18 protein-coding genes and 1 other annotated feature are annotated in these 18,197 nt (G+C 45.7%); of the genes, 1 reads left to right on the top strand and 17 read right to left on the bottom strand.

What is annotated here, in order from left to right:
• Positions 1-46: 46 nt before the first annotated feature.
• Positions 47-880 (bottom strand): diaminopimelate epimerase, encoded by an 834-nt coding sequence (dapF, locus tag VN379_RS16165; RefSeq protein ID WP_325535692.1) that lies wholly within the window; start codon positions 878-880, stop codon positions 47-49.
• A 24-nt stretch (positions 881-904) separates the two neighbouring features.
• Positions 905-3,661 carry a calcium-translocating P-type ATPase, SERCA-type gene (locus VN379_RS16160; protein WP_325535690.1) on the bottom strand — a complete coding sequence of 919 codons (2,757 nt, stop codon included), beginning with the start codon at positions 3,659-3,661 and terminating at the stop codon, positions 905-907.
• A 147-nt stretch (positions 3,662-3,808) separates the two neighbouring features.
• On the opposite strand from VN379_RS16160, the gene VN379_RS16155 reads away from it, so the two are divergent.
• Positions 3,809-5,572: an NFACT family protein gene (locus VN379_RS16155; protein WP_325535688.1), complete on the top strand. Its 1,764-nt coding sequence runs from the start codon at positions 3,809-3,811 to the stop codon at positions 5,570-5,572.
• Here VN379_RS16155 and pyrR read toward each other — a convergent pair.
• From pyrR to VN379_RS16080, 15 genes are all read right to left on the bottom strand, one after another.
• The gene (gene pyrR / locus VN379_RS16150; RefSeq protein WP_325535686.1) at positions 5,550-6,113 is read right to left on the bottom strand and encodes a bifunctional pyr operon transcriptional regulator/uracil phosphoribosyltransferase PyrR; all 564 of its coding nucleotides are present in this window, start codon (positions 6,111-6,113) and stop codon (positions 5,550-5,552) included. The two genes, VN379_RS16155 and pyrR, sit on opposite strands and share 23 nt — an antisense overlap.
• Positions 6,114-6,117: 4 nt before the next feature.
• The gene (locus tag VN379_RS16145; RefSeq protein ID WP_414715005.1) at positions 6,118-7,032 is read right to left on the bottom strand and encodes an RluA family pseudouridine synthase; all 915 of its coding nucleotides are present in this window, start codon (positions 7,030-7,032) and stop codon (positions 6,118-6,120) included.
• 48 nt (positions 7,033-7,080) lie between these two features.
• Positions 7,081-7,551 carry a signal peptidase II gene (gene lspA, locus VN379_RS16140; protein WP_414715004.1) on the bottom strand — a complete coding sequence of 157 codons (471 nt, stop codon included), beginning with the start codon at positions 7,549-7,551 and terminating at the stop codon, positions 7,081-7,083.
• 103 nt (positions 7,552-7,654) lie between these two features.
• Positions 7,655-8,359 carry a TVP38/TMEM64 family protein gene (locus VN379_RS16135; protein WP_325535684.1) on the bottom strand — a complete coding sequence of 235 codons (705 nt, stop codon included), beginning with the start codon at positions 8,357-8,359 and terminating at the stop codon, positions 7,655-7,657.
• Between the two features lie 148 nt (positions 8,360-8,507).
• A complete protein-coding gene (locus VN379_RS16130; RefSeq protein WP_325535682.1) occupies positions 8,508-9,182 on the bottom strand; it encodes a TraR/DksA C4-type zinc finger protein in 675 nt (224 codons plus the stop codon).
• Positions 9,183-9,198: 16 nt separating this feature from the next.
• On the bottom strand, positions 9,199-9,726 hold the full coding sequence (locus tag VN379_RS16125; RefSeq protein ID WP_325535680.1) for a nitroreductase family protein: 528 nt from the start codon (positions 9,724-9,726) through the stop codon (positions 9,199-9,201).
• 21 nt (positions 9,727-9,747) lie between these two features.
• On the bottom strand, positions 9,748-10,074 hold the full coding sequence (locus tag VN379_RS16120) for a DUF5665 domain-containing protein (RefSeq protein WP_325535678.1): 327 nt from the start codon (positions 10,072-10,074) through the stop codon (positions 9,748-9,750).
• Between the two features lie 78 nt (positions 10,075-10,152).
• Complete coding sequence (gene ileS / locus VN379_RS16115; RefSeq protein ID WP_349255133.1) at positions 10,153-12,945, bottom strand: isoleucine--tRNA ligase; 2,793 nt, start codon at positions 12,943-12,945, stop codon at positions 10,153-10,155.
• A gap of 39 nt (positions 12,946-12,984) precedes the next feature.
• Positions 12,985-13,197, bottom strand: a binding site (T-box leader).
• A 46-nt stretch (positions 13,198-13,243) separates the two neighbouring features.
• On the bottom strand, positions 13,244-13,558 hold the full coding sequence (locus tag VN379_RS16110) for a DUF167 domain-containing protein (protein WP_325535676.1): 315 nt from the start codon (positions 13,556-13,558) through the stop codon (positions 13,244-13,246).
• A gap of 2 nt (positions 13,559-13,560) precedes the next feature.
• Positions 13,561-14,013, bottom strand: a complete 453-nt coding sequence (locus VN379_RS16105; RefSeq protein ID WP_325535674.1) for a DivIVA domain-containing protein — start codon at positions 14,011-14,013, stop codon at positions 13,561-13,563.
• Positions 14,014-14,034: 21 nt separating this feature from the next.
• Entirely contained in the window at positions 14,035-14,829 is a 795-nt protein-coding gene (locus VN379_RS16100) for an RNA-binding protein (protein ID WP_325535672.1), read from the bottom strand.
• On the bottom strand, positions 14,830-15,642 hold the full coding sequence (proC, locus tag VN379_RS16095; RefSeq protein WP_325535670.1) for a pyrroline-5-carboxylate reductase: 813 nt from the start codon (positions 15,640-15,642) through the stop codon (positions 14,830-14,832).
• A 25-nt stretch (positions 15,643-15,667) separates the two neighbouring features.
• Positions 15,668-16,117, bottom strand: a complete 450-nt coding sequence (locus VN379_RS16090; protein WP_325535668.1) for a cell division protein SepF — start codon at positions 16,115-16,117, stop codon at positions 15,668-15,670.
• A 16-nt stretch (positions 16,118-16,133) separates the two neighbouring features.
• Complete coding sequence (locus VN379_RS16085) at positions 16,134-16,805, bottom strand: YggS family pyridoxal phosphate-dependent enzyme (RefSeq protein ID WP_325535666.1); 672 nt, start codon at positions 16,803-16,805, stop codon at positions 16,134-16,136.
• Positions 16,806-16,953: 148 nt separating this feature from the next.
• On the bottom strand, positions 16,954-18,120 hold the full coding sequence (locus VN379_RS16080; RefSeq protein WP_325535664.1) for an ABC transporter substrate-binding protein: 1,167 nt from the start codon (positions 18,118-18,120) through the stop codon (positions 16,954-16,956).
• Between the last annotated feature and the right edge of the window lie 77 nt (positions 18,121-18,197).

Here is an 18,197-nt window from a genome sequence, read left to right as displayed (position 1 = left end):
CTGAATTTGTATGTATGTAAAAACCGGCTCAGCTTGAGCCGGTTTTTTACAGTAAGTATTCTCCCCTGAATACTTCAACCGCCGGGCCTGATTTGTAGATATGGTTGTTGTCGGCCCACTGGATAAACAGGTCACCGCCATCTAATTTTATGGTTGCCTGACGGTCTGTGTGACCGTTTAACACAGCGGCAACCAGGGCCGCGCTGGCACCGGTGCCGCAGGCCTTGGTAATGCCGGCACCGCGTTCCCATACACGCATCTTTAGTGTATGGCGGTCAATGACTTGAATGAACTCAACATTGGTTTTTCTGGGAAACAGGCTATGAGTCTCAAATTGGGGCCCAATGCTTGCTAAGTTAATCTTGGCCACATCGTCAACAAAAATGACACAGTGTGGATTTCCCATAGATAGAGCGGTAACCTGGTAGGTTTGGCCGTCTATCTCAATGGGCACATTGATTGCCTTTTCTGAAGAATTACCGGTCATCGGGGTTTCACCACGGGTAAGCTTTGGTTCGCCCATATCAACCTTAACTATCACCAGCTTGCCTTCTTCAAAAATCAGCTCAGGCGTAATAATTCCAGCCAGGGTATCCAGGGTAATGACTGTTTTATCGGTAAGACCGGTTTCATAGAGATAACGGGCTACGCAACGTGTAGCGTTACCACACATGTCGGCCTCGCTCCCATCAGAATTAAATATGCGCATTTTAAAATCAGCAATGTCTGAGGGCATAATTACGACAAGTCCGTCAGCGCCAATGCCGAAATTACGGTCACAGATGGTTAATGCCTGACTACGGTAATCAGTAATATTCTCAGTCTGGCCATTGATAATTACAAAATCATTGCCTAATCCGTGCCACTTTGTAAACTGCATGATATTCCCCCTAGATAGTATAAGTTACCGGTTTTGCGGTAAGATTGCGCGGCGCGCAGGACGGCGTTTAAATATGTGTTTAAACCCGCTTAGTATGAGTGTCCAGCCAGATACTGTCAAAACAAGCGCCCAGTTGCCCAGTGAAAGCGGTACCGTAGAAAAAATAGCGCTTAAAAATGGGATATACATGACTGAAAGCTGCATAACTGTCGAGAATGTTACCGCCGCCAGTAAATATTTATTACTGGTGAATTTAAGTTCGAATATAGTAGCAGTTTCAGACCGGCAGTCAAACACATGGAACATCTGGCAATAAACCAATGTCGCAAATGCAGCTGTCCTCGCTAGCGCCAAATCATTCTGTAGATAGTATACCACACTAAAGACAAAAAGTGTGCTCAAACCTATCTGTATGCCGCGCCCCATAATTTTCCGGCTTAAGCCACGGGAAAACACGCTTTCCCCCGGATGGCGAGGTGGTCGCTTCATAATATTGGAGTTATTGGGATCAACGCCAAGTGCCATGGCTGGCAGGCCGTCAGTGACAAGATTTACCCATAATATCTGCACAGGCAGTAGTGGCATCGGTAGACCTAAAAGCGCAGCTAAAAACATGGTCAGTACTTCGCCGATATTGCAAGAAAGCAGGTATCTGATGAATTTTCTTATATTATCATAAATACCGCGGCCTTCCTCCACTGCTGCGACAATTGTGGCAAAGTTGTCATCAGCTAAAACCATAGCCGAGGCTTCTTTAGTGACATCGGTTCCGGAAATACCCATGGCTATACCTATATCTGCTTCTTTTATCGCTGGTGCGTCATTAACCCCGTCACCAGTCATGGCTACGATATGCCCCTGACGTTTTAGTGCCCGGACAATTCTTAATTTATGGGCGGGTGAGACGCGGGCATATACGGTGACTTTGTTGACTATGGCATCAAGCTCGCCTTCGCTCATGGCATCAAGCTCTCTGCCGGTAAGTGCTTTATGTTGTCCTTCTCTGTAAATTTGCAGTTCCTGGGCGATAGCTACTGCGGTATTTTTATGGTCCCCGGTAATCATTATTGTTTTAATGCCAGCTTCGCGGCATAAGGCAATTGAGGATTTGGCTTCTTCACGGGGGGGATCAATCATACCGATTAGCCCGGCGAATACCAGGTCAGTTTCGATGCTTTCGTCCGGGTTCTGTGCCTGAGACGGTGTTAAACGGCGATAAGCCACCGCAAGTACCCGGAGGGCCTCAGACGCCATATGTTCGATGCTATTATTTACTTTGGCAATATGATCATTAGTCATAGAGGTAGGACCTGCCGCCGTATGGTAATACCGGCACAACTCCAGGATTGTATCAGGAGCACCTTTAACATATAAAATATTATTATTATTGGTATCGCGATATACAACTGACATACGGCGACGCTCAGATTCAAAAGGAATCTCGCCCACCCGCTTTTGGCTTTTTTCTAACTCAGCCTGCCAAATATCAGCTTTAGCTGCAGCTACAATAATGGCTCCTTCTGTAGGATCGCCTTCAACCGACCAGCCGGTTTCAGTTTTATTTCGCCATATGCCTGTAATTGCAATATTGTTTTGCTTTAATGTACTATTATTGCAGAGGACACCAATTGTCAGGCAATAATGCAGTGTTTTATCCACACTATTATTAACTGACTGCTGATTAAATAAAATATTACCTTTAATATCATAACCCGTGCCGGTGATTTCATATTTTTTGTCGTCAGTAAATAGCTGTCTTACTGTCATCGCATTTTGCGTCAGCGTTCCTGTTTTGTCAGAGCAAATCACTGTTGTGCAGCCAAGTGTCTCCACTGCCGGCAGTTTCCGGATAATTGCCCGCTGTTTAATCATACGTTGGACGCCCAGGGCTAAGGCCACTGTCACGATGGCGGGCAGGCCTTCAGGAATAGCCGCAACAGCCAGGCTTATGCCGGCCATACACATCAGGAATAAGGATTCGCCTTTAGCTACACCGGTAATGACAACAATTAAACAGATAGCCAGACAACCCCAAACCAGCAACCTGCCAAGATGGTCTAGCCGACGCTCTAAAGGAGTTGACTCTTCGGCAGTTTCTTGTATCATACCGGCAATATGCCCTACTTCTGTGGCCATACCGGACGCACATACGACGGCTTTACCACGGCCTCTGACTATGCTGGTACCGGCGTAAACCATATTTTTTCTGTCGCCCAGGGGCGCGTCTTCATTAAAGCTACGATCTGCGACTTTGCGTACAGGCATAGATTCACCGGTAAGCGCGGCCTCCTCTACCTCCATATTATGAACATCAATGAGCCGGCCATCAGCAGCTAGCTTATCACCGGCCTCAAGTACTAAAATGTCACCAGGCACAAGTTCTCTAGCTGGAATTTGTTGTACCATACTATTCCTAACTACTCTCGCAGTGGGCGAAGCCAGCTTTTTTAATGCTGACAGTGACTGTTCGGCCCGATATTCCTGGACAAATCCTAAAATAGCATTCATCAAAACAATAATTAAGATAGTAACCGCGTCGGCATATTCGCCCAATAAGGCAGATATTAACGTGGCTCCTAACAAGACTAATACCATGAAATCCTGAAATTGTGCTAAAAACCGTTTCCACCATGCAACCTTTTCTTTTTCGGCCAGTTCATTAAATCCGAATTTGTCCAGTCTGATCTTCACTTCGGCGGAGGATAAACCATCTACGAAGCTTGTTTGCCAGAATTGAACCGCTTCATCTGATGTACGTGTGTACCATTTTTCCCTATCCATGCAGCCACCTCGCTAACACGCGTTTTGCTTTATTAACCATGATATTCTGCTAGGTAGCGAATTAGACCGGGTTTGACCGCTAATTACCAAGGGTGATATACTATTGGCAAATTAGTTTAAGTTTTGTAGTATGACGGAGGTTCCACAATGAATATCGACGGATTGTCTCTTGCACCGCTGGTAGGTGAGCTTAATGGGGCGCTCACCGGCGGGCGTATTGATAAAGTGTTTCAGCCAGACGCCTATTCGCTCTTATTATGGGTACGTCAACCGGGAGAAACGCTGCGTATTTTTCTCTCAGCTAATCCGGAACGTCCCAAATTGCTCCTTACAGCCTCAAGCCCGGAAAACCCGGCAGTTGCCCCTAACTTTTGCATGCTGCTTAGAAAACACCTGGAAGACGGACGTATTGCCAATATTGAACAGCACAGTCTGGACCGCATTGTAAATATCAATATAGATGTGCGCGCCGAACGTGGGATAATTGTTACCAAACGGTTAGTGATCGAAATTATGGGTAAACATAGCAATATTATCTTGACCCAGGATAACATTATTGTTGATGCTATTAAACGGGTGAATGCCCATGTTAGCCGCTACCGTCAGGTATTGCCCGGCAAAGAGTATGTCTATCCGCCAGGTCAAGACCGGTTGAATATCCTGGAGACTGAGCCCTCCCTGTTTGCCGTGAGGGTCTTGGCAGAGTCTGCCTCTTCGCTCAGCAAAGCAATTATTGCCGCTGGGATTGGCCTGGGCCCGCTCACCGCGCGGGAGATTGCCTGGCGCGGTGGGTTTTCACCAGACATTAGCCTAAGTGAACTTGATCACGCCGATGTTGAGGCATTAAGCGAAGCGGTCGCCAGTATCGCTGTTCCCCTCCAGGAGGGACAGGTGACACCTAGCGTTATTGTTGAAGGGCAGAGCCGGCCCTTGGCCATTGCTGCCTTTGCTCCCGGGCATCTCAGTCAGTACAACCTCCATGATTTTCCAAGCATGAGTGCTGCTGTCGAGTACTTTGACAAATTCAAAGGTCGTCCGTCTTTACCGGAAAAAGACCTCTTGACCAAGATGCTTACCGCAGAATTAGCCAAGCTGACCCGCAAGGAGGCTGTTTTAGTTGAAGAACTATCTCAGGCGGAAAATGCAAATGAACTTCGAAAATATGGTGATATTCTGATGGCCAACCTATATACTGTTACAGCAGGCGTTTATGAACAGGCTTTGCTGGACATATATAGTACCGAGCCAGACGCTCAACAGATCGTTATTAAATTAGATCCTGAACGATCACCACTGGAAAATGCGCAACAGTATTATGTGAAATATAATAAGGCCAAACGCTCTGGGGAGCATTTGGCCGGTCAGCTCAAAGAATGTCAGGGCGAGATCGCTTATTTAGAGAGTATTGCCATAGCTCTTTCCCATGCGGTAGCCAATGCCGAAGTAAACGAAGTCCGTCAGGAGCTAATTACTGCCGGTTATATAAAAACATCGGAAAAACGACGCCCGCCAACGCCCCCGTCAGCACCGCTATCTGTGAAAACCAGTGATGGTTTTAGTCTTATTGTTGGCAAAAACAATCGCCAAAATGATCAGGTGACATTTAAACAGGCCCAACCTGATGATCTCTGGCTGCACACTAAAGATATACCTGGTTCACATGTTATTATTCGGGGAGAAAACCGGGAAATTACCGAACACGCAATAAAAGAGGCTGCACAGTTGGCAGCCTACTTTAGTAAAAGCCGTCAATCGGCCAATGTTCCTGTCGACTATACCCAGCGGCGCCATGTCCGTAAACCTTCGGGTGCCAAACCCGGTTTTGTCATTTACGATCATCAAAACACCGTATATGTAACGCCAGATGAAACGCTTGTACAACAAATACTTAGATCTCAACAATTTCTTTAATGACAACCTGTTCAGTGTCATCAATTGATGTCAGTTGCACGCTAACTATTTCTTTGCTTGAAGTCGGTACATTCTTTCCGACATAATCAGCTCTAATGGGGAGTTCGCGGTGGCCTCGGTCAATAAGCACAGCCAGCTGAATAGCAGATGGACGGCCAATATCAATGATAGCATCAAGCGCCGCTCGCACTGTACGTCCGGTAAATAGGACATCATCAACCAATACTACTTTTTTATCATTGATAGAAAATGGGATGAGCGTTTCGTGAACAATAGGCTGATATGCCAGTGTTGAGAGATCATCCCTGTATAGTGTGATATCAAGTACTCCTACAGGTAAGTCAATACCTTCGATCCGTTTAATCTCCTCTGCGATGCGCTGCGCCAATGGAACGCCGCGGGTTCTAATACCGACCAGTGCCAAATCACTGACCCCTTTATTACGTTCCACAATTTCGTGAGCTACCCGTGTAAGTGCGCGCTTGACGGCCTGGGAATCCATAATGACAGCCTTATCCACCATATTTACATGTTTAGCCATATTGTTATTTCTCCTCTCTTTTAGTCGCCTCTAATTGTTTAAGTATATTAACCATATCAGCCGGCATGGGGGCAGTAAACACCATGATCTCGCCAGTAACTGGGTGCTTAAGTGACAGTTCTGCCGAATGAAGCGCCTGGCCTTCGATTACAAACCGTTTTTTCTCAGGTCCGTATTTGGGATCACCTACAACCGGATGCTCTATATACTGCATATGAACCCTGATTTGGTGCGTTCGGCCAGTCTGGAGCTTGCATTCGACAAGTGTATAATTAACAAACCGCTCAACAACACGAAACCGGGTTAGAGCAACCTTGCTGTTACTAAAGGTAACAGCCATTTTTTTTCGGTCAGACGGATGGCGGCCAATAGGCGCGTTAATGATACCCTGTTCTTCAGCGATAGTACCATGAACAACCGCAAGGTACTTGCGGCTGGCGGTGCGGCTTTTGATTTGCTCAGCAAGGTCGAGATGCGCGCGGTCATTTTTGGCGGCTACCATGACGCCTGAAGTATCTTTATCAAGTCGATGCACAATGCCTGGGCGAATTTCGCCATTGATACCTGATAAGTCAGTACAATGTTCCAACAGCGCGTTGACCAGTGTCCCCTGGTAGTTGCCTGCTGCCGGATGAACAACCATACCACGGGCTTTATTTACGACTATAATATCAGCATCTTCATAGAGGATGTCAAGGGGAATAGCCTCTGGCATAATTTCGACCGGCTTAGCTTTAGGAAAAGTAATTGCAATGGTGTCTTTAGACTGCGCTTTATAGTTGGCTTTAGCTGGTTTACCATTAACGGTTACCAGTCTGTCGGCAATCAGTTTTTGCAGGTGTGAGCGGGACAGTTCGGAGAATCGGTTTGTTAAAAGAACATCAAGCCTGACTCCCTGCTCTTCGATAGATGCCTCAATGCAGGCAAAATTACTGTCGTTGGATTGGTTGTGTTCCACAATATCATCCTATCTTGATTTTTCTTGGTTTTCATTAGGAAAAGACATGAAAATAAGTGTGTAAATTACGCAACTGACACCTGTTACAATAGCAATATCAGCCACGTTGAATACCGGCCAGATACGGAAATCAAAAAAATCGATTACATATCCGGTTTGCACCCTGTCAATAACGTTACCGACAGCACCACCTGCAAGCAGGCTTAAACCCAGGCGTATAAGACGGAATTTATGGGGGATCTGTTTGAAAAAATACACAGTAAGCCCTAACATAATTAAAGCAATTACAATAAAGAGCATTTGCTGGTTTTCTAAAATACCAAAAGCAGCGCCTGGATTTAACACATAAGTTATATGAAAAATATTATCTACAACTGGTATTGACATCCCGGGCAGCATGTGGGACTGAACATATTGTTTTGACCATTGATCAAAAATGATAACTGCGACTGAGATAACTCCAAATACTAATATCGACACCAAAACTTCTCTCCTATTCTTCTCTAAATCCCTTAAACTATGATAACATGATACCGGAAAATTTCCCAAACGTAAAGAAGCGCGGCGAATATTGCCGCGTTTCTTACTTATTTTTATGGGGAATAAAATAGCGTTCGAAGGTATCACGATAATAATAAACAACAAGCCCTGCAATGATAAGCAGCGATGTAATAACTGCCACCATTTTAAAATCATGGGTGAGATTTTGTCCTAATATGGAATATAGTACAATAGCCGGAGTCTGGCCGATAGCGGTAGCTACAGTAAATTGCAGCAATGAGATTTTGGTAAGCCCTGCCCCGTAGCTTATGACTTTAAAGGGAACGATTGGGATGAGACGGGTGATAAACACGGCCAATACACCATGTCTTTTAAAAAAAGTATCGGTAAAAATTAAATATTTCACACTGATAAAGCGCTCAACCACCGGGCGCCCATACCAGCGGGCAATCCCGAAATCAAGACCTGCTCCGAGGAGAGCCCCAGCCCAGGAATACAAAGTGCCAAACTTCCAGCCAAATATCCAGGCGTTAGTGATAGTTATAATAAGTCCTGGCACCAATGGTACCATAGATTGCAGAGTCATAAGCGCAATGCTGGTCAAGGGAGCCCATAGACCATAGGACAGAATAAATTGGCGCAGGCCTTCAAAATTACGATATCTTAGATAGGTAATGCCTTCGGTGGCAAACTGCTGAACCCCTGGCAAACAAAAATAAGCGGCTACAACCAGTCCTAAGACGCTAATCTTGGCAAACATTATGCAGTTCGGTTCCGGACGGGTCATTAAGCCACCTCCATGCCTCGTTTATATAAATATATTTTGCTGAAATCATGATGTTAATAGTTTATCAACCTAAATAGTATGCCCGTTTGCACGTTTATAATTAAACAAAAACAGATAAAATCCTGCATAGAAAAAAGAAACCGGCAGTTTAGTGACCGGTTTCTTGTTCTTCTTTTTGGTGTTTTCCAGTATGTTGGCTGCTGCTGCCCGGTTCGGCAGGGATAGCATCTGCCAGGTCAACAATCCCCTGATGTTCATTGCTGTTGGGAAATAGCGCCTTGTAATCATACGAGCCTGGAATATCCTGAGGCGTGTCTGAACTCCCGTATCGCGCCACATCCTGGAAAGCATCCTCGCCATCATAGCCGACAGATGCAAATTTATCCGAATCCAGAAAAGTGCGATGAAAAGGCGGTTCCAGTGCCTCTTCCTCAAGGGGGCGGGGGGTAACATCAGCTTTTTCGAATGCCTCCTGGCAGTCAATGCACTGAGTAGCCCAGGGCAGTGCCTCAAGTCTCGCAGGTGATATCTGCGCGCCACAGTGATCACAACGGCCATACGTACCATGGTGGATTTTGTCCAAAGCCCGTTCAACACTGCTTAACAGCACCCGCTCATTGTCCCGAAGGCCTAAGTCTTTACCGCGCTCAAAGGTCTCGCTGCCTAAATCGGCCGGATGATTATCATAGGTGGATAATTCACCTGTTGTATTGGATAAAGCAGACCTGAGACCGCTATCTTCCAGTTTTAAGATTGTATGAACTAAATCACGTCTTTTTGCGTTCAACTGTGATTCGAATTTTGATAATTGCTCAGGGCGCAAGTGTAAGCCCCCCTTTTCAATGAATAAATTTAGCGACTTCAGCTAAACGCAACCGCGTTTTGTATTCTTTAGGCTGCTCATCACTATAGCCCAGGCAAATCATTGCAACAGCCCTGAGACGCGGCGGAGCCTCTACTATTTCAGAGACCTTCTTTTCGTCAAAAGCCCCGACCCAGCACGCGGCAATGCCCAATCCCTCAGCCGCTAGCAGAATATTCTGTGCTGCAGCTGCTGTGTCCTGGAGGCAATATAATTGGGCACCACGTTCACCGTAATGCTCGTTGGAACGGGCCGGGTCGGCCAAAATAACAACAATAGTGGGGGCATCGCTGATTTGCTCTTGATCAAAGGCGGCGGCAGCCAGTTTTTCTTTTATTGTCAGGTCTTGCACAACATAAAAATACCAAGGTTGCAGATTACCGGCACTTGGCGCCATATTCCCTGCCTCTAAGATTCTTGTTAAGGTTGGCTCAGGAATTTGCATGGATTTAAAATTACGGACACTATGGCTTTCACGGATGCAGTCAAAGATGTCTTTTGTCATGTCAGCCTCCCTGGATCATAATTAGAATGTACCGTTTTTTGTCTCGACAAACCGGACAATATCGGCAATAAAACCACCGATACCTGGTATGTTGAGCATAATCAACTGTTTCAGAAAAGCGAGCAGCAAGGCAAATACTAAGCTGGCTCCGATTGCAATACCTAAACCTCGGGCAATACCGGCAACAAAATTTGTAAAAATCAACCTGGCCGGACGTTCCAACATCTCCATGTAATCAGCAAACCGCATAGCTTCCAGCCGATTGACAAGGCGTTCCAGCTGTTTGGCTACAAATTCAGGCTGTTGATCGTCAGTTTTACTAATATTTACTCGATTTTTGTTGTCCATTACAAACAGTCCCCCACTTGCATTATTATTCCCCGACTTAAAAAAATAAACCGGGATTTAACTCCCGGTTTAACATGCTTACATATTTTTTACGACAGTAGCGCACCGGTCGCAGAGCGATGGATGCTCTGTATCCTGGTTCACTGTTGAGCTATAAATCCAGCAACGTTCGCATTTGACACCTTGAGCCGGAGCCACAGCAACGGCCAGTTGCATGTCAGCGGCACGATAGGCTTCACCTGGAGCTTGTTCAAATGTGTTTAATAAGGCTACTTCAGAAACAATGAGCAGTGTGGCTAAATCGTCCTTAATAGCGGCAAGTGCAGCTAGTTCGTCACCAGCAGCGTAGAGATGAACAGCTGCATCTAAGGAGTGACCAATAACTTTGTTGCGGCGGGCAGTCTCAAGCGCTTTGGTGATTTCGCCGCGCATTGCCAGGATTTTATCCCATTTAGCTTCCAGTGCTGTATCAAGGTATTCAGGATGGGCGATCGGCCAGCTAGCTAATTGCACGCTTTCAGGGCGACCCTGCTCTTGGGGCATATACTGCCATACCTCTTCAGAAGTAAAGGTCAATACCGGTGCTACAACGGCGACCAGGGTATTGAGGATTTCGTACATAGCAGTCTGAGCGGCACGGCGATCAATTGAACCCGGCAGCGCGGTGTAAACACGGTCTTTAAGGATATCAAGGTAGAAGGCACTTAAGTCTACAGCGCAGAAGTTATGGACAGTATGGTAAAGCAGATGAAACTCATAATCTTCATAGGCTTGGGTGACCTTGGCCCGGACCTGCTCTAAACGCATAAGTGCCCACCGGTCAATTTCAAGAAGCTGATCATAGGCAACTTTATCAGTAGCCGGGTTGAAATCATGCAGGCTGCCTAAAATGTAGCGGAAGGTGTTACGGATTTTACGATATACTTCTGCTAACTGTTTTAAAATATCATTGGAAATACGGATATCAGCCTTATAATCCGCCGACGCTACCCACAGACGGAGGATATCAGCGCCATATTGCTTGATGACCTCTTGCGGATAAATTGTGTTGCCAATTGACTTGGACATTTTCCGGCCATCGCCGTCAACAACAAAACCATGGGTCAGGACCGCTTTATATGGTGCAGTTCCCCGGGTAGCCACCGAGGTTAACAGTGATGACTGGAACCAGCCGCGATGCTGGTCGCTGCCTTCAAGATAAAGGTCGGCTGGCCATTGTAGCTCTTGGCGTTGTTCAAGCACAGCGGCATGGCTGGAACCACTATCAAACCACACATCCATAATGTCAGTTTCTTTGCGGAACTCATTATGGCCGCAGTGCGGGCACATAAAGCCCTGAGGTAAAATTTCTTCCGGTTTTTTTGCCCACCAGGCGTCTGAGCCCTCGTGCCGGAAAACTTCTTTAACGGCATCAATTGTCTCGTCATTAATTATATGCTCATTGCACTTCGTGCAGTAGAAAATCGGGATCGGAAGGCCCCACACCCGCTGGCGCGAGATACACCAGTCCTGACGGTCGGCCACCATATTATGGATGCGGTCTTCACCCCAGGCTGGAATCCACTTAACGTCATTGGCAATGGCATTAAGTGCTTCACTCCTAAAGCCGTCGACCGAAGCAAACCATTGCTCTGTTGCCCGGTAAATAATAGGGTTTTTGCAGCGCCAGCAGTGAGCATATTGGTGTTTAATCGAGCTTTTACCCAGCAGAAGCCCAAGTGCAGCCAATTCTTTAATGACCGGAACATTGGCATCAGATACTGTCATTCCTTCGAACTTACCGGCTTCGGCGGTAAACTTACCTGCCGGATCAACCGGGTTGATAATAGGAAGACCGTATTTTATTCCCACTTCAAAGTCTTCCTGTCCATGGCCTGGCGCAGTATGAACACAACCGGTACCCGCTTCCAGGGTGACATGTTCGCCGAGGATGACAGGAGATTCACGGTCAAAGAACGGATGACTAAACACCATACCTTCTATATCGGCGCCTTTCATTGTTGAGATAACAGTATACTCGCCAAGGTTATTGGCTTTGACAACACTCTCAACCAATTCACTGGCCAGAAGGTATATTTCATCATTTATCTCTACCCAGGCATATTCAATTTCTGGATGGACGCAGATGGCAACATTGGCAGGCATTGTCCAGGGGGTTGTTGTCCAGATGACAGCATATACTTTTGCCGAGTCTACGCCGACCGGCAGGTTACCCTTATCATCAATAAGGGGAAACTTAACATAGATTGAGTGAGATTTTTTCTCTGCGTATTCAATCTCAGCTTCAGCTAAGGCTGTTTCACAGGAAGTACACCAATACACTGACTTAAGACCTTTATAGATATAGCCTTTTTTAGCCATTGCACCAAATACTTCAATCTGTTTGGCTTCATATTCAGGATATAATGTTACGTACGGGTTTTCCCAGTCGCCGGCAACACCTAGCCGTTTAAAATCTTCCCGTTGCAGGTCCAGGCATTTAAGGGCATATTGCTTGCACTCCCGGCGTAAATCAAGGGGATTTAATTCATGACGGTTTAGTCCCAGTATCTTGATAGCCGCATGTTCAATGGGGAGTCCATGGGTGTCCCAGCCTGGTACATAGGGAGCGTCAAAGCCCTGTAATGATTTGTATTTGACGATAATATCCTTGAGAATTTTGTTTAAAGCCGTACCAATATGAATATTACCGTTGGCGTATGGTGGGCCATCATGTAGGACAAATTTGGCCTTCCCCTTACTTTTAGTTGTCTTTTTGTCGTAAATCTGCTGTTCACGCCAGTATTCGAGCATTTTTGGCTCCCGTTCAGGAAGATTGGCGCGCATAGGGAATTCTGTCTGCGGCAGGTTAAGTGTTTTGCTATAATCCAAAATTAGCACCTCCATAAAATAAAAAAACTCTCATCCCTGAAAAGGGACGAGAGATAAGTTTCCCGTGGTACCACCCTATTGGCCAAAATAGCCACTTTGTAACGCTATAACGGACGTCAGGCGGCATAGCTTACTGAAAGTTCAGCTCGCAGTTCGGGAGCGATATTAGGCCATGCTTTGGTTACCAGGCTTACACCATATCCTGGTTCGCTGTAAACCGCCGTCAGGGCGCGTCTCCGTCATTACTGATAAAAATATTATCATGTACCCATATATTATACATGATTGGCGATTAAAGTCAAATATAGGCAGCTAATACATTGAAAAAAATATTCTTATCAAGGCCAATCACTTTAACAACTTTAGAGCGGCTTTTTTGGCCGCTCGTGATCACAACTGAGGTTTTGGCTACCCTAAATAAGCTGGCAACAAAAGCAACGCAGGCAGCGTTTGCTTCACCGTCAACAGGCGGTGATGTAAGGTTAAGTTTAATACTGTCGCCGATTATACCGCTAATTGCATTCTTACTTGACCGCGGCTGGACACGTACCTTGAAGGAGATACTATCAGGGAGCTCTTTTATATCAAGTATATCAAGCTTTTTATCAGGCAAGGCTAGTTTTCATCTTCTTCAGCATTGTTAAGCATTTCCATTTGAGCTTGCAGGAGGGTACGCAGCCGGGTGCGAAAAACCTGTGACTGTTTTTTTAACTCCTCATATTCGCCAGTCATCTTCCGTACTTTAGACATTCCTTCGTCAACCAGTCTTTGGGCGCGTATTTCAGCTTCTTTAATCATAAGCTCGGTTTCTTTTTTGGCGTTGAGTTTAACCTCTTCGGCGGTTTCCTGCGCGATAACCAGCGTACTATGGAGCGTATTCTCCATATGCTGATAGTGTTCGAGTTTGCTATTAAGACGTTCAATTGTTTCTTTTAAATCAATGTTTTCACGGTACAGGGTTTCATAGTCCTTAATGACCCTGTCAAGAAACTCATCTACTTCTTCCTCGTTATACCCGCGAAAGCTGCGTTTGAACTCTTTACTGTGGATATCTAACGGTGTAAGCATAACTCCCCACCCCTATTCTAATTACATAAATCTTCTGAGCAAAATACTATATCTGCCCTTCTTAGTTTGACCCGGGACCTCAATGACTTCAACCCTGCCGCGGCCACGCATGGAAATAACATCGCCTACCTTTACGGCTTGGGAGGGGCTTTTGGCTTCCTGCCAGTTTATTTTTACCTTGGCGGCTGCAATATCCTCGGCCATTCGGGTGCGTGAGGTACCAAAACCGGATGCAGCCACTGCATCTAAGCGCAATGATGCGACTGTTGAACGGATTTCCTTAATCTTTTCCTCCTTGGCAGGAATATCTTCAAGTGATGCCTGTGAAACAGAGACTGCAGCCTGTCCAACCTCTGTTAGGTTTTGCATAATATAGGCGGCCATAGTTGCATCAGCCATGACATAGCACTGTTCGCTAGCCATTATGATGTCGCCTAGCATTTCGCGCTTAATCCCAAGGCCCATAAGTGCTCCCAGCACATCCCGGTGTGATGGTCGACAATAACGATTGTCCCAGTGAATAGCCAGAGTCGCTATATGATAATCCAGTGACCCTGCATAATCAAGGAATTCGGTATCAACAAAGGCTGCTTTCATTCGCTCTGCACCGGCGTATCCGCCATTTGTTTCCATAGTCAGACGCTCGTAATGCGCAGCTATCGTTTCAGCAATGCTTTGACCATAGGGGTCTAGGAATTCGCTGACCTTATACTTGCGGTTTTTGAGCGTTACTTCTGCTAAGTCAAGAATCTTAGCTGCTAAATCAGCATCGCCGGATGACCGGTAATAACGTAAAATTTTATCCCGTTCGTTCATCTACCGTCTCCCCATCTCGCGTGAGCGATTAGTGGCGGCTACAACAGCATCAATAAGCGCGGCACGGATGCCATTCTGCTCTAATACATGGACACCGGTAATGGCTGTACCACCTGGCGAAGTAACCATATCCCGCAATTTGGCTGGGTGTTCGCCTGTTTCTAGTACCATTTTGGCTGCGCCCATGAGTGTTTGCGCGGCTAACAGTACTGCTGTCTGCCGGGAGAAACCAACCCTCACTCCGGCGTCCGTAAGCGCATCAATCAGCACAAAGGCATAGGCCGGACCACTGCCGGAAAGGCCGGTTACAGCATCCATTGCGTCTTCGTTAACTGTGACCACTTTACCAACTGAAGCAAACACCTCGGCTACCGGTTCACTTACGGCATTGGTAGCGTACTTCCCCAGCGCCATAGCAGACATACCTTCACCAACCGCAACAGGCGTATTGGGCATAACTCTGATAATCGGTACTCCCGGCATTTTACCTTGGAAGGCAGCAATGGTTACTCCGGCAGCTACTGAAACCACAACCGTTGTTTTGGCAACCACCGGCGCAATGCTTTCAATCACTCCACTTATCACCTGAGGCTTTACTGTTAAAAAAAGGATATCTGACTGCTTGGCAATTTCCTGGCTGTCAATTGTCGTCGACACGGCGAAGGTGCCGCGCAGGTAGTTCAGACGTTCAGTAGAAACATCGCTTACTACGATTTGTGACGGAGTCACTAATCCGGCATGTAAGATACCTCGTATAAGTGCTTCGGCCATTGCGCCGCCGCCTATAAATCCTATCTGCTTATTTGTTAGCATAAATCCTCCGTCTGATATGATAAAACTATTTATTTGCCCAAGGAAGTAATGTTTTGTCGCTGCCCTCATCCCGCGGACTGTAGGCAACGTCCACGTTATTAGGGGCGCATAGGAAGATATGATTGCCGACTTTTTGGATTTGGCCGTTTAAAGCATAAGTTGTGCCACTAATAAAGTCAATCATGCGTTTGGCAATGTCAGGATCTGTATTCTCAAGGTTGACAACCACCGGTTTACGGCTTTTTAGATAATCGGAAACATGCTGAGCATCATCAAAAGAAAATGGTTCAACAACCATGACTTTGACTTGTTTGCTTTGTTGCTGACTGTTATTTTGGGCCATAGGAAGTGATACTACATTGCTGTTCTTTTGTTTTACCTTTGACTCAGTTTCTTCCAGTTTTGGACGTTCTTCTTCTTGATCTGGGGCTTCAAACAGACCGAGACTACCCCACACTTTCTCCATGAACTTCATAACTTCCCTCTCCTCCCTAATATTGACGCGAGCCAAATATTCCAGTACCAATACGCACTAAATTTGCGCCCTCTTCGATAGCCACCATATAGTCGTTTGTCATTCCCATTGATAACCATTTGATTTCAGTATTGGCTAATTTCAGTAATTTTAATTCGTTGTATAATTGAAACATCTCATTAAATACTGGTCGTACTGTTTCGGGGTTTTCGCTAAACGGCGCAATCGTCATGAGACCGCATAGCTTGACATGCTCAAGTTGACTAATCAAATTAGCCAGTGACAGGGCCTGTCCAGGTTCGACGCCAAATTTGCTTTCTTCATCAGCAATATTAACCTGAAGCAGCACATTCTGGTGTTTACCAAGTTTCCCTGCTGTTTTGTCGATTTCGATGGCCAAGCGATCACTATCTACTGAATGAATAAGATCAGCCAGCGGTACTGCCTGACGCACCTTATTTGATTGCAAATGCCCGATAAGATGCCACTCAGCCAATCTGCCTGCAGCCTGTATTTCAGGATGTTTAGTCAGCATTTCCTGAACCCGGTTTTCCCCCACAGCGGTTATCCCTGCGTTCAACGCTTCTAGGATGGCTAAAGAGCTGTGGTTCTTAGTGACTGCCACCAGTTTTACCTTGTGTATATCTATTCTTTTTTGTATTTCAGCAATATTTTGCGCTATAGACATTGTTAAACCCTCCATCGTAATAGTTTATTCGCCCAGAAACAAAATTTTCCTTTAAAAATGATCATATTTATTCTATCTTTTACTATTAAAAACAAAAAAACGCCATCTGATTAACCAGATGGCGTTTGGATACTTAAATCAATTTTTATTACGGTTTTACAGTTTCTTTGTAGACTTGCTTGCCATCTTTCATTTCGATGATAACCGCGCCTTTTATGGCGTCATGGTTACTGTTTAAAGTTAAGTCGCCTGCGGCACCTTTATAATCTTTAGTTGCTGCCAGTGCTTCACGAATTTTGGCTGACTCGGTACTGTTGGCGCGTTTGATGGCATCAACCAACACGTACGCAGCATCATAACCAAGTACTGCCATGGCATCAGGCATTTGACCGAATTCTTTTTTATAATTATCAACAAATGCTTTGGACAGTGGACTGGTATCTTCTACTGAATAATGGTTTGTGAAATAAGTATTGTTAAGGGCTTGAGGTCCGCCGATTTCAGTAAGTTTCGGGGAATCCCAGCCGTCACCACCGACTACAGGGACAGTGATACCCATTTCACGGGCTTGTTTAACGATTTTGCCAACTTCTTCATAGTAGCCAGGTACATAAAGAATGTCGGGGTTAGTTGCTTTAATCTTGGTCAGGATTGTTTTGAAGTCCTGATCTTTTTGTAAGTAAGCCTCTTCAGAGATGATCTGGCCGCCGCCTTTTGTGAAGGCTTCTTTATAGAATTGCGCTAAACCTTTGCTATAGTCACTGGAATTGTCAATCATAATAGCTGCTTTTTTAGCCTTGAGGCTGTTTAGAGCAAAGTTGGCGCCAACAGTACCTTGGAAGGGATCAATGAAGCAAACGCGAAAGGTGTAGTCTTTGGCTTTGCCGGTTTTTTCATCCAGAGTAACCTTGGGGTTGGTAGTAGCAGCAGCCACAAATGGAATTTTATTGGCTTCAGCTACAGTCGAGCCAGCGATGCCATTAGAACTCGTTGTAAAACCGGTTACGGCAACAACTTTATCCTGGGTGATAACTTTGGTCATCGCATTGGAGGATTCGGAAGGTTCACCTTTATTATCGGCTATTATCGGTTGAATTTGCTTGCCGAGAACGCCACCCTTGGCATTGATTTCTTTAAATGCCATTTTTGCGCCGTTAGCCGCGGCTGTCCCAAAGGATGCAGTATTGCCGGTAAGCTCATAAACTACACCGATTTTGATGTCTTTGCTGGCGGTATCACCACAACCTGTGACTAGCACTGCTAACATTACCAGCATTGTTACTAAACTCGCCATTTTTACTCCGATTTTACTCATAGTATCCTCCCCTATTTTCGCAAATTATAAATACCCCGAAAATTATTTAACATATCACCTCCACAAAAGAATTCAAT

It is taken from the genome of Sporomusa sp. (assembly GCF_035561255.1).
GTDB lineage: Bacteria > Bacillota > Negativicutes > Sporomusales > Sporomusaceae > Sporomusa.
This window is presented reverse-complemented; position numbering and strand designations above follow the sequence as displayed.

Bases quoted from the DNA above. Each gene is read 5' to 3' on its own strand.
- VN379_RS16135 (WP_325535684.1), bottom strand. From the start codon at position 8,359: ATGACCCGTCCGGAACCGAACTGCATAATGTTTGCCAAGATTAGCGTC.
- VN379_RS16090 (WP_325535668.1), bottom strand. From the start codon at position 16,117: ATGAAGTTCATGGAGAAAGTGTGGGGTAGTCTCGGTCTGTTTGAAGCC.
- VN379_RS16105 (WP_325535674.1), bottom strand. From the start codon at position 14,013: ATGCTTACACCGTTAGATATCCACAGTAAAGAGTTCAAACGCAGCTTT.
- proC (WP_325535670.1), bottom strand. From the start codon at position 15,642: ATGCTAACAAATAAGCAGATAGGATTTATAGGCGGCGGCGCAATGGCC.
- VN379_RS16155 (WP_325535688.1), top strand. From the start codon at position 3,809: ATGAATATCGACGGATTGTCTCTTGCACCGCTGGTAGGTGAGCTTAAT.
- pyrR (WP_325535686.1), bottom strand. From the start codon at position 6,113: ATGGCTAAACATGTAAATATGGTGGATAAGGCTGTCATTATGGATTCC.
- VN379_RS16125 (WP_325535680.1), bottom strand. From the start codon at position 9,726: ATGACAAAAGACATCTTTGACTGCATCCGTGAAAGCCATAGTGTCCGT.
- VN379_RS16120 (WP_325535678.1), bottom strand. From the start codon at position 10,074: ATGGACAACAAAAATCGAGTAAATATTAGTAAAACTGACGATCAACAG.
- VN379_RS16160 (WP_325535690.1), bottom strand. From the start codon at position 3,661: ATGGATAGGGAAAAATGGTACACACGTACATCAGATGAAGCGGTTCAA.
- VN379_RS16080 (WP_325535664.1), bottom strand. From the start codon at position 18,120: ATGAGTAAAATCGGAGTAAAAATGGCGAGTTTAGTAACAATGCTGGTA.
- dapF (WP_325535692.1), bottom strand. From the start codon at position 880: ATGCAGTTTACAAAGTGGCACGGATTAGGCAATGATTTTGTAATTATC.
- VN379_RS16085 (WP_325535666.1), bottom strand. From the start codon at position 16,805: ATGTCTATAGCGCAAAATATTGCTGAAATACAAAAAAGAATAGATATA.
- VN379_RS16100 (WP_325535672.1), bottom strand. From the start codon at position 14,829: ATGAACGAACGGGATAAAATTTTACGTTATTACCGGTCATCCGGCGAT.